Origin of the sequence: Streptomyces sp. NPDC059668 (genome assembly GCF_042734135.1) — a bacterium.
Lineage (GTDB): Bacteria > Actinomycetota > Actinomycetes > Streptomycetales > Streptomycetaceae > Streptomyces.
Genome location: NZ_JBHWEL010000092.1, coordinates 25,360 through 35,897, shown reverse-complemented (window position 1 = coordinate 35,897; position 10,538 = coordinate 25,360). Strand labels below are relative to the sequence as shown.

Below are 10,538 nucleotides of genomic sequence, written 5' to 3'. Positions count from 1 at the left end.
GGCCGAGGCTCAGTCGGCCGGACCGGCGTCGCCCCACATTCTCCACCGTCGCGATGAGCCGCGCGGCCGGTTGGCCCACTTCGTACGGCTCCGTCACCTACTTCGCGCGGTAGCGGCGCATCTTGGCGCGCGCGCCGCAGACCGACATCGAGCACCAGCGGCCGCGGCCGGCCGGGGAGCGGTCGTAGTACGCCCAGTGGCAGGTCGACGCCTCGCAGGCCTTCAGCCGGGCCCAGGTGCCCTCGACGAGCGACTCCGCGATGGCCGCGGCGACGCGGGAGGCGAGGGGCACGCTCACGGCGGACGACGGGGCGACGAGGACCGGGGGCGCGGCCGGCGCCGGGGTGACCGTCAGGGCGGTGGCGGCGAAGCCCGCGCCGCCGTCCCGCCCGTCGACCGTGACGTACAGGGGCGCCCCGGCCAGCAGTTCACCGAGCGGGGTGACCTCCCGGTGCGGCGGATGGTCGGCGTGCGCCAGGCACACCACGCGCAGCGACTCGCGCAGCTCGCGTGCCGCCTCCGTGCCGGCCTGCGCGAGGCCGAACGCGGCCCGGCCCTCGGTGGTGTCCAGCAGGTCCGCGCCCGATTCGAGGTCGAGGGTGTTCACCAGCGACTGGATCAGGGCCAGTCCTCCGGGTGCGGGAGCGCGGTCGTTCATGGTTGCGATGTTACCTCCAGTGCGGGAGCATGCAGTAACTGTTACCCCATACGGGGGTCGACAGGTAACCATTCTCTCCGTAGGAGGAGTCATGGCTCTCGCCAAGCTCGGCGTCGTCGTCCTGGACTGTCCCGACCCGCACGCGCTGGCCGGGTTCTACGCCGAGGTGCTGGGCGGCACCGTCGTGCCCGGGGAAGGAGACCCGGGAGCCGGCGACTGGGTGGATCTGACGGTGCCCGGCGGACCGTCGATGGCGTTCCAGGCCGCCCCCGGGCACGTACCGCCGCGGTGGCCGGCGCCCGAGGGCTCGCAGCAGTTCCACCTGGACCTGACCGTCGACGACCTGGACGTGGCCGAGAAGGGTGTGCTCGCGCTCGGTGCGCGGCCCCTGGACGCGGAGGACCGTTCGCGGGGCTGGCGGGTCTACGCCGACCCCGCGGGGCACCCGTTCTGCCTCTGCGCCTGCTGACCGGGGCGGCCCCTGGTCCGGGCGGCCGGATCAGCCGTCCAGGTCGGCGATCCTGGCCGTGGACGGCTCGCGGCGCTGCTGGGCCGCCCGCGCTGTGAAGTCCGCACTGCGCACGATGCGCTGGACGTTCCCCCAGGTCAGCAGGGCGAGGTCGGCCTCGGACCAGCCGCGGGCGAAGAGTTCGGCGATCAGGTGCGGATAGCAGGACGCGTCGGCGAGGTCCTGCGGGTGCGCGGCCCCGGAGTCGTACGTCCCCGAGACGCCGACGCACTCCGGGCCCGCGACGGCCCGCACGTGGTCGAGGTGGTCGGCGACGTCCCGGACGGTCGGGCCCGCCTGCTCGGCGGTGAGCGGGACCAGACACACCCCCTTGGCCGCGCCCAGTGCGGCGAGGACGTCGTCGGAGAGGTTCGCCGGGTGGGGACGGAGCGCCCGGGCGGCGGAGCGGGTGAACAGGACCGGGGCCTTGGAGGCCGCCAGGGTGCGGGCGATGGTGGCGTCCGAGGTCCCGGAGAGGTCGGCGATCACACCCAGCCGGTTCATCTCGCGCAGCACTTCCTCACCGAACCTGGTCAGGCCCGCCTGGCTCGCCCAGGAGGCACCCGCGAGGGTGAGGACCCGCAGGCCGAGCGAGCGCAGGGCCCGCAGGATGCCGAGGGAGTCGCCGAGCGCGGCGGCACCGGCGGGGCCCAGCAGAACGGCCACCCGGCCGCAGTGCCGGGCGTCGTTGACCTCGGAGGCGGTGTGCGCCATCCGCAGCCCCTGGGGGTGCGCCTGGACCACCGTGCGCACCAGGTCCAGCTGCTCCAGGGTGGCGCCGACGGCCCGGTCCCCGGCCAGCCCCTCGGGCAGGTGCAGCGACCAGAACAGCGCGCCGACATGTCCTTCCCTGAGCCGGGGCACGTCCGTGTCCACCGCGCTCTCGCCCACCTCCAGGTCGTACCAGGGCAGATGGCGCAGCGCCCAGGGCAGACCGCTGTAGCCGTCGGCGACGGGATGACCGGCGAGGAAACTGCGCGCCCGCTCCAGGGGATCGGTGTCCCCGGCCGTCTCCCGCGCCGCCGCCGGCACGGGCTCCGGGACACCCAGGTCCGCCGTCCCGGACTCCGGCCCGGCCTCCGCCCAGGCAGCGGGCCGGTCGAGCTCCGCCACCTCGGGGGTGGGGTGCAGTTCTTCCTGCAGGTCTGCCATGACGTGGCTCCGTTGGGTGGACGGTGATCGCAGTACCGTCACCGTCGCACGGGGCCCCGGGCAGCTTCCTGGTGGACGGGGCGTTCGGGGGTACGGCCCCCGCCCACCGGGAAGCGGCCGCGGCCGTCAGCCGTCCAGCTGTCGCAACGTCGCGTTCGACGGGCCGCGCGTCGCCCGCAGGTCCCGGGCCACGTCCTCGGCCGCGCCCAGCACCCGCACCGCGTTCTGCCAGGTCAGCTTGGCGAGGTCGGCACGGGACCAGCCGCGGGTGAACAGCTCCGCGATCAGGTTCGGATAGCCGGAGACGTCGCCGAGGCCCTCGGGCGTGAACGCCGTGCCGTCGTAGTCGCCGCCGATGCCGAGGTGGTCGACGCCCGCGACCTCGCGCATGTGGTCGAGATGGTCCGCCACCGTCGACACCGTGGCGACGGGCCGCGGATTGGTCTCCTCGAAGGCCCGGTGGACCTTCATCCCCTCGGGGGTGGTGTCGAGGTGGTGGAGGCCGTGCGCGCGCATGTTCTCGTCGGCCGCGGCGGTCCAGTCGACCGCCGCCTGCAGGACGAACTTCGGCACGAACGTCACCATCGCCACTCCCCCGTTGGCGGGCAGCCGCTCCAGGACGTCGTCCGGGATGTTGCGCGGGTGGTCGCAGACCGCGCGCGCGGAGGAGTGCGAGAAGATCACCGGCGCGGCCGAGGTGTCCAGCGCGTCCCGCATGGTCGTCGCGGCGACGTGCGAGAGGTCGACCAGCATGCCCTCGCGGTTCATCTCCCGGACGACCTCGCGGCCGAAGGCCGACAGACCGCCGACGGCGGGGACGTCCGTCGCGGAGTCCGCCCAGGCGATGTTGTCGTTGTGGGTGAGCGTCATGTAGCGCACACCCAGCGCGTACAACCCCCGCAGTGCCGCGAGGGAGTTGTCGATGGAGTGACCGCCCTCCGCGCCCATGAGCGAGGCGATACGGCCCTCAGCCCGCGCCGCCGTCATGTCCGCCGCCGTCAGCGCGGCACGCAGGTCGGCCGGGTGACGGTCGATCAACTGCCTGACGCAGTCGATCTGTTCGAGCGTCATGGTGAGCGCGTCGGGCAGGTCCGAGCGGACGTACACCGACCAGTACTGCGCGCCGACGCCGCCCGCGCGCAGCCGCGCCAGGTCGGTGTGCAGATGGGCGCTCTGGTCGGCGGCGATGTCACGGGCGTCGAGGTCGTAGCGGACCTGTTCGCGCAGGGCCCAGGGGAGGTCGTTGTGCCCGTCGACCACGGGGAACTCCCGCAGCAGGTCCCGGGCTTCGTCGAGGGATGCCATCCGCGTCACTTCCCGAAGCCGAAGCCGCCGACGGCGCCCTCGACCTTGGCCCGCAGCCGCTTGCCCTTCTCGGTGGCCTGGTCGTTCAGCTCCTGCTGGAAGTCCCGCATGCGGGTGAGGAGTTCCTCGTCGTGCGCGGCGAGCATCCGGGCCGCCAGCAGGCCCGCGTTGCGCGCGCCGCCGACGGAGACGGTCGCGACGGGGACGCCGGCCGGCATCTGCACGATCGACAGCAGCGAGTCCATGCCGTCGAGGTACTTCAGCGGGACCGGTACGCCGATGACGGGCAGCGGGGTGACGGAGGCGAGCATGCCGGGCAGGTGGGCGGCGCCGCCGGCACCCGCGATGATCGCCTTGAGACCACGCCCGGCGGCCTGCTCGCCGTACGCGATCATCTCGTGCGGCATGCGGTGCGCGGAGACGACGTCGACCTCGTAGGGGATCTCGAACTCGTGGAGGGCCTGGGCGGCGGCCTCCATGACGGGCCAGTCGGAGTCCGACCCCATGACGATGCCTACAACTGGGCTCATTCGGTGATCGTGCCTCTCAGGTAACCGGCTGCGTGGCGGGCGCGATCGAGGACGTCGTCCAGGTCGTCGCCGTAGGTGTTGACGTGGCCGACCTTGCGGCCGGGCTTCACGTCCTTGCCGTACATGTGGATCTTCAGCTGGGGGTCGCGGGCCATGCAGTGCAGGTACGCGGAGTACATGTCCGGGTAGTCGCCGCCGAGCACGTTGACCATGACCGTCCACCTGGCGCGCGGGCGCGGGTCGCCGAGGGGGAGGTCGAGGACCGCGCGGACGTGGTTGGCGAACTGGGAGGTGATCGCGCCGTCCTGGCTCCAGTGGCCCGAGTTGTGCGGGCGCATGGCCAGTTCGTTGACGAGGATGCCGGGCGTCCCGTCGGGCTCGCGGATCTCGAACAGTTCGACGGCCAGGTGGCCCACGACGCCGAGCTCCTTCGCGATGCGCAGGGCGAGCTCCTCGGCCCTCAGCGCCAGCTCGTCCGAGATCCCGGGCGCGGGGGCGATCACCGTGTCGCAGACGCCGCCGACCTGCTGGGACTCGACGACCGGGTACGCGACCGCCTGGCCGTGCGGTGAGCGGACGACGTTCGCCGCCAGCTCCCGTACGAAGTCGACCTTCTCCTCGGCCAGCACGGGGACTCCGGCGCGGAAGGGTTCGGCCGCGTCCGCCAGGGAGCGTACGAACCAGACCCCCTTGCCGTCGTAGCCGCCGCGGACGGTCTTCAGGATCACCGGGAAACCGTCGCCCTCGGCGCCGGGCGCGAGGCCCTCGGCCGCGAAGGCGGCGACGTCGTCGACGTCGCTCACGATCCGGTGCCGGGGACAGGGCACGCCGATCGCGTCGAGCTTCGCGCGCATCACGCCCTTGTCCTGGGCGTGCACGAGCGCGTCGGGTCCCGGGCGGACGGGGATGCCCTCCGCCTCCAAGGCGCGCAGGTGCTCGCCGGGTACGTGTTCGTGATCGAAGGTGATCACGTCGCAGCCCCGTGCGAAGTCGCGCAGCGTGTCCAGGTCGCGGTAGTCGCCGATGACGACATCACCGACCACCTGCGCCGCGGAATCCTGCGGGGTGTCACTGAGGAGCTTGAATCTGATGCCGAGCGGGATGCCCGCCTCGTGTGTCATACGAGCGAGCTGACCCCCGCCGACCATGCCGACTACCGGGAACGTCACACTCCAAGAGTATCGGCCGCGCCGCGGCGACCGGATCCCGCTCTTCGCGCCCCTGCCGCGCGCCCCGGAACCGCCCCCGTCGGTGACCCGCTTTTTCCGCACCGGTGAGCCTGCCCACAGGCAGGACACGGAGCCGCTGGTTAGCATGGCCGGGTTGAAATAACCGAGAGACGACCGACCGACGACCGATCGACGGGGGCTGGCGACACCATGGGCAGTGCTTCTTCGGGGCTTCATACGAGGCCCCGCAGCGCGGTTCGCCGCCGGTTCGACCAGCTTCTGCGCGAGGTCGCCAAGTTCGGCGCGGTCGGCGGAGCGGGCCTGCTCGTCAACCTGGTGACCTTCAACCTGGTCCGGCACGCCACCGGGCTGCAGGTCGTACGGGCCAGTGTCATCGCCACGATCGTCGCCATCGTCTTCAACTACGTCGGGTTCCGCTACTTCACCTACCGGGACCGCGACCGCGGCGGCCGTACCCGCGAGATGACCCTCTTCGTGCTGTTCAGCGCGGTGGGACTGGTGATCGAGAACGGCGTGCTGTACGTGGCGACGTACGGCTTCGGCTGGGACAGCCAGCTCCAGAGTAACGTCTTCAAGTTCGTCGGCATCGGCGTCGCGACCCTGTTCCGCTTCTGGTCGTACCGCACCTGGGTGTTCCGCACACAGCCGGCCGAGGAGCCCGCGGCCGGGCCGGAGCCCGAGGCGGTGCTCACGCGGGCCGTCCTCGACACGGCGGAGCCGCGGACCGGCCACGAACGGACGCCGGCCAGGGCACGGGCCAACTAGGGCGGGACCTTCGGGACACGCCCCGGCCGACGCCCCTCGCGTGCCGGCCGCGGAGCCTTCCGCAGTGTCGGAGCCCCGCGCTAGCGGACCGTCGGCTCGTCGTCGTCCACCACCAGCGGCGGCCTCTTCAGCGGCGTACGTGACAGGAACAGCCCGAACACCGGCGGCTGCGCCTGGAGCATCTCCAGCCGGCCCCCGTCGGCCTCCGCGAGGTCGCGGGCGACCGCGAGGCCGATGCCGGTGGAGTTGCGGCCGCTGATCGTGCGCTCGAAGATGCGGGCGCCCAGGTCGGTGGGGACCCCGGGGCCCTCGTCCGTGACCTCGACGACGGCCTGGTTGCCGGTGACCCGGGTCCGCAGGGCGACGGTGCCGCCGCCGTGCATGAGCGAGTTCTCGATGAGCGCGGCCAGCACCTGGGCGACCGCGCCCGGGGTGCCGACCGCCCGCAGGTGCCGCTTGCCCGAGCTGACGATGGCGCGGCCCGCGCTGCGGTAGGCGGGGCGCCACTCCTCCAGCTGCTGCTTGATGACCTCGTCGAGGTCGAAGGAGACGGCGGAGCCCGTACGGGGGTCGCGGGCGTTGGTCAGCAGCCGCTCCACGACGTCCGTGAGCCGCTCGACCTGGGTGAGCGCGATCGTCGCCTCCTCCTTCACGATGTCCGGGTCGTCCGTGAGGGTGATTTCCTCCAGCCGCATCGACAGGGCGGTAAGGGGCGTACGGAGCTGGTGGGAGGCGTCGGCGGCGAGGCGGCGCTCGGCGGTCAGCATCCGTGCGATGCGCTCCGCGCTGCCGTCCAGGACGTCCGCGACGCGGTCCAGCTCCGGGACGCCGTAGCGCTTGTGGCGGGGGCGGGGGTCGCCGGAGCCGAGCCGCTCCGCGGTCTCCGCGAGGTCGGTGAGCGGGGAGGCCAGACGGTTGGCCTGGCGTACGGCGAGCAGGACGGCGGCGATGATCGCGAGCAGGGCGACCGCCGCGATGATCAGGAGCGTGCGGCCGACCTCGCGGGTCACGGCCGAGCGGGGCTCCTGGACGACGACCGTCTCGCCCTCCTCGCCCTTGGCCGTGGAGTGGATGACGTCGCCGCTGGGCTGGATCCCGACCTCGATGGGGGTCTGGCCGGGGACCCGGATCACGGCGTAGCGGTCCTCCGCGACCTGGTTCTTGAGGATCTCCGCGTTGATGTGTTCCTCGCCGAGGATGCGGCTGTCCACGATGCTCGCGAGGCGCAGGGCCTCGGAGTCCACGCGTTCCTGGGCGCTGTTGCTGATGGTGCGGGTCTCGACGATCACGAGGGAGACGCCGAACACGGCGATCACCACGAGGACGACGGCGAGGGTGGACTGGATGAGGCGGCGACGCACGGGGCCCTCCGGGCGGGTGGCTGTACGGGGACCAGTGTGCACTGTCGCGGTGACGGACGGGTTCTCCCCGGGGGCTCCGCCCCGGACCCCGCCAAGGGGCTGCGCCCCCTGGACCCCGCATCGCCCGAAGGGCTCGTCCTCAAACGCCGGACGGGCTGAAAAGCATGGCCCTGGCGCCAGCCTTCAGCACCCTGATGACGCAGGCCCGCACCATCAGCCCGTCCGGCGATTGAGGACAAGGCCCTCAAGGCCGGACGGGGGTCTGGGGGCGGAGCCCCCAGGGACAGGACGGCGCGCGTCAGCTCTTCTCGAAGCGGAAACCGACACCCCGTACCGTCGCGATGTACCGGGGATTCGCCGCATCGTCACCGAGCTTCTTGCGCAGCCAGGAGATGTGCATGTCGAGGGTCTTGGTGGACGACCACCACGTGGTGTCCCACACCTCGCGCATGAGCTGGTCCCGGGTGACGACCCGCCCCGCGTCCCGGACCAGCACCCTCAGCAGGTCGAACTCCTTTGCCGTGAGCTGGAGTTCCTCGTCACCCATCCAGGCCCGGTGCGACTCGACGTCGATCCGCACCCCGTGCGTGGCGGGCGGCTGCTGCGGCTCCGCGGAGCCACGCCGGAGCAGCGCCCGGACGCGGGCGAGCAGTTCGGCGAGGCGGAACGGCTTGGTCACGTAGTCGTCGGCGCCCGCGTCGAGTCCGACGACGGTGTCCACCTCGTCGGCGCGCGCGGTCAGGATGAGGATGGGGACGGTGTGGCCTTCGGCACGGAGTCGGCGGGCCACTTCCAGGCCGTCCATTCCGGGCAGCCCCAGGTCCAGGACGACCAGGTCGACGCCGCCCTGCATTCCGGCGTCGAGCGCGGTGGGTCCGTCCTCGCGCACTTCGACCTCGTAACCCTCCCGGCGCAGGGCGCGGGCCAGCGGCTCCGAGATGGACGCGTCGTCCTCGGCGAGCAGTACACGGGTCATGGGGTGATGGTAGTCCGCCGCGGACAGCACCTGTGGTGTGATCGGCGACCGGGATTCTTACCTACGACCGCCCGGAGAGCCGCCTTCGGCTGTGGGGCGCGACCTCGATCGGGGCCTTCGAATACGCTTCCGTGGTTCCATTATTACCTGTGATCCATCTCTCAAGTCCTTCCATATGCGGCATTGACATGTCGTATGGTGACCAGACGCCTGTTGCACTACACGGGGACCTTTGGCGCGTTACGTGACGCTGAGGGTCTCTTTTGTGTGCGGGCCGGTGTTCTCGCCGGCCTCGAAAGGAATGACCTGTGGCCGGGCCCGAGCGCATCGACGCGTGACGGGCGTGGATCCCGGTGGTCGCCGTGCACCGCTTCGCAATCCGGAGCGGACTCCCCGTGGGCGTGGGGTGGACGGGTCGGACCTCGCCGGTGCCGGCCGCCCCCCACCGGGCGCGCCACGCTCCAGCAGCGCGTCCCGACCAGCAAGGAACGACCATGGCGTCCAGCCTGACGAAGGACTCGGTCACACCGGGCACCCCCGGTTCCGAGAAGACCTTCTTCGGCCACCCCCGCGGACTGGCCACTCTCTTCATGACCGAGATGTGGGAGCGTTTCTCCTACTACGGCATGAAGGCTCTGCTCCCGCTGTACCTGGTGGCACCGGGCGGCCTGCACATGAGCGCGGCCACCGCGACCGCGATCTACTCCGTGTACCTGTCCCTGGTGTACCTGCTCGCCCTGCCGGGCGGCTGGTTCGCCGACCGTGTCCTCGGCCCCCGCAAGACGGTCGCCGTCGCGGGCCTGATCATCATGATCGGCCACCTCACGCTCGCCCTGCCCACCTCCGGCACGTTCTTCGCGGGCCTCGGCCTCGTGGCCGTCGGTTCCGGTCTGCTCAAGGCCAACATCTCCACGATGGTCGGCCACCTCTACAACGGCCCGGACGACGCGCGCCGCGACGGTGGCTTCACGCTCTTCTACATCGGGATCAACCTGGGCGCCTTCATCGCGCCGCTGGTCATCGGCACCGTCGGCGAGAACGTGAACTGGCACCTTGGCTTCGCGATCGCCGCGCTCGGCATGGCCCTGGGTCTGGCCCAGTACCTGCTCGGCGGCCGTCACCTGAGCCCCCGCTCGCAGGAGGTCCCCACGCCCCTGTCTGCCGAGGAGAAGTCCGCGACGCTGCGCAAGTCGGCGTTCTGGGCGGCCGTCGCCGTCGTCTTCTACGCGATCGTCGGCTTCTCGGGCCACTACACGCTGAACTGGCTGCTGGTCCCGATCACGGTCGCCGGTCTGGTCATCCCGGTCATGGTCATCGGCCGTATCAAGCGGGACAAGGGCCTGAACCGCGCCGAGCAGTCGAAGATGTCCGCGTACATCTGGTTCTTCGTCGCCGCGGCCGTCTTCTGGATGATCTACGACCAGGGCGGCTCGACCATGTCGATCTTCGCCGACTCGTCCGCCAAGAACACCATCTTCGGCTGGGACTTCCCGGTCTCCTGGTACCAGTCGGTCAACCCGGTCATGATCATGGCGCTGGCCCCGGTCTTCGCCTGGGCGTGGCTGGCGCTGAACAAGCGCGGCAAGGAGCCGAGCACGGCCACGAAGTTCGCCTCCGGTCTGATCCTGGTCGGTGCGTCGTTCTTCCTCTTCCTGGCCCCGCTGACGATCGCCGAGGGCGGTCACAAGGCGGCGGCGATGTGGCTGGTGGCGATCTACTTCGTGCAGACCGTCGGCGAGCTGACGCTCTCTCCGGTGGGTCTGTCGGTCACGACGAAGATGGCTCCCGCGAAGTACGCCTCCCAGATGATGGGTGTGTGGTTCCTGGCGGTCACCGCCGGTGACGCCACGACCGGCCTCCTCTCCATCGCCGAGGTCGACCTCAACAAGACGGGCATCGTCGCGCTGGAGGCCACGCTCGCCGTGATCGCCGGCGTCGCGGTCTGGATGTACCGCAAGCGGGTCAAGGAACTGATGGGCGACGTCAACTGACGCACCCGCGCAGGGGGCTTCCCCCGGCCGACGCCTCGTACCCGGAGGGGGCGCGCCCCCCCCCCCCCCCGGGGGGGGCCCCCCCGGGGCGCCCCGCGCGGC

The 10,538-nt window shown here is 71.6% G+C and carries 10 protein-coding genes; 3 read left to right on the top strand and 7 right to left on the bottom strand.

What is annotated here, in order from left to right:
• Window positions 1–97 precede the first annotated feature (97 nt).
• Window positions 98–658, bottom strand: coding sequence for a CGNR zinc finger domain-containing protein (locus tag ACFV2J_RS37895; RefSeq protein WP_385091667.1), 561 nt, complete (start codon window positions 656–658; stop codon window positions 98–100).
• A 91-nt stretch (window positions 659–749) separates the two neighbouring features.
• Between ACFV2J_RS37895 and ACFV2J_RS37890 the strand changes: the two genes are divergently transcribed.
• On the top strand, window positions 750–1,127 hold the full coding sequence (locus tag ACFV2J_RS37890) for a VOC family protein (protein ID WP_385091670.1): 378 nt from the start codon (window positions 750–752) through the stop codon (window positions 1,125–1,127).
• A 30-nt stretch (window positions 1,128–1,157) separates the two neighbouring features.
• On the opposite strand, the gene ACFV2J_RS37885 is transcribed toward ACFV2J_RS37890, so the two are convergent.
• The 4 genes from ACFV2J_RS37885 to ACFV2J_RS37870 all read right to left on the bottom strand — a co-directional run bounded on the left by ACFV2J_RS37885 (window position 1,158) and on the right by ACFV2J_RS37870 (window position 5,301).
• Window positions 1,158–2,318 (bottom strand): dipeptidase, encoded by a 1,161-nt coding sequence (locus tag ACFV2J_RS37885; RefSeq protein ID WP_385091673.1) that lies wholly within the window; start codon window positions 2,316–2,318, stop codon window positions 1,158–1,160.
• Between the two features lie 126 nt (window positions 2,319–2,444).
• Window positions 2,445–3,623, bottom strand: coding sequence for a dipeptidase (locus tag ACFV2J_RS37880; RefSeq protein WP_385091676.1), 1,179 nt, complete (start codon window positions 3,621–3,623; stop codon window positions 2,445–2,447).
• Between the two features lie 5 nt (window positions 3,624–3,628).
• On the bottom strand, window positions 3,629–4,153 hold the full coding sequence (gene purE / locus ACFV2J_RS37875; RefSeq protein ID WP_385091679.1) for a 5-(carboxyamino)imidazole ribonucleotide mutase: 525 nt from the start codon (window positions 4,151–4,153) through the stop codon (window positions 3,629–3,631).
• Window positions 4,150–5,301 carry a 5-(carboxyamino)imidazole ribonucleotide synthase gene (locus tag ACFV2J_RS37870; protein WP_385091691.1) on the bottom strand — a complete coding sequence of 384 codons (1,152 nt, stop codon included), beginning with the start codon at window positions 5,299–5,301 and terminating at the stop codon, window positions 4,150–4,152. Before ACFV2J_RS37870 ends, purE begins: the two co-directional genes overlap by 4 nt.
• 231 nt (window positions 5,302–5,532) lie before the next feature.
• Here ACFV2J_RS37870 and ACFV2J_RS37865 point away from each other — a divergent pair, with 231 nt between their 5' ends.
• The gene (locus ACFV2J_RS37865) at window positions 5,533–6,108 is read left to right on the top strand and encodes a GtrA family protein (RefSeq protein ID WP_385091682.1); all 576 of its coding nucleotides are present in this window, start codon (window positions 5,533–5,535) and stop codon (window positions 6,106–6,108) included.
• An 80-nt stretch (window positions 6,109–6,188) separates the two neighbouring features.
• On the opposite strand, the gene ACFV2J_RS37860 is transcribed toward ACFV2J_RS37865, so the two are convergent.
• Both ACFV2J_RS37860 and ACFV2J_RS37855 read right to left on the bottom strand, forming a co-directional pair.
• On the bottom strand, window positions 6,189–7,469 hold the full coding sequence (locus ACFV2J_RS37860) for an ATP-binding protein (protein WP_385091685.1): 1,281 nt from the start codon (window positions 7,467–7,469) through the stop codon (window positions 6,189–6,191).
• A gap of 298 nt (window positions 7,470–7,767) precedes the next feature.
• A complete protein-coding gene (locus tag ACFV2J_RS37855; RefSeq protein WP_037628240.1) occupies window positions 7,768–8,445 on the bottom strand; it encodes a response regulator transcription factor in 678 nt (225 codons plus the stop codon).
• A gap of 494 nt (window positions 8,446–8,939) precedes the next feature.
• Between ACFV2J_RS37855 and ACFV2J_RS37850 the strand changes: the two genes are divergently transcribed.
• Window positions 8,940–10,436 (top strand): oligopeptide:H+ symporter, encoded by a 1,497-nt coding sequence (locus ACFV2J_RS37850; protein ID WP_385442997.1) that lies wholly within the window; start codon window positions 8,940–8,942, stop codon window positions 10,434–10,436.
• Window positions 10,437–10,538 lie beyond the last annotated feature (102 nt).

Coding starts and splice junctions, on each gene's coding strand:
- ACFV2J_RS37855 (WP_037628240.1), bottom strand. CDS start 8,445: ATGACCCGTGTACTGCTCGCCGAGGACGACGCGTCCATCTCGGAGCCG.
- ACFV2J_RS37885 (WP_385091673.1), bottom strand. CDS start 2,318: ATGGCAGACCTGCAGGAAGAACTGCACCCCACCCCCGAGGTGGCGGAG.
- ACFV2J_RS37880 (WP_385091676.1), bottom strand. CDS start 3,623: ATGGCATCCCTCGACGAAGCCCGGGACCTGCTGCGGGAGTTCCCCGTG.
- ACFV2J_RS37870 (WP_385091691.1), bottom strand. CDS start 5,301: ATGGTCGGCGGGGGTCAGCTCGCTCGTATGACACACGAGGCGGGCATC.
- ACFV2J_RS37865 (WP_385091682.1), top strand. CDS start 5,533: ATGGGCAGTGCTTCTTCGGGGCTTCATACGAGGCCCCGCAGCGCGGTT.
- ACFV2J_RS37895 (WP_385091667.1), bottom strand. CDS start 658: ATGAACGACCGCGCTCCCGCACCCGGAGGACTGGCCCTGATCCAGTCG.
- ACFV2J_RS37890 (WP_385091670.1), top strand. CDS start 750: ATGGCTCTCGCCAAGCTCGGCGTCGTCGTCCTGGACTGTCCCGACCCG.
- ACFV2J_RS37850 (WP_385442997.1), top strand. CDS start 8,940: ATGGCGTCCAGCCTGACGAAGGACTCGGTCACACCGGGCACCCCCGGT.
- purE (WP_385091679.1), bottom strand. CDS start 4,153: ATGAGCCCAGTTGTAGGCATCGTCATGGGGTCGGACTCCGACTGGCCC.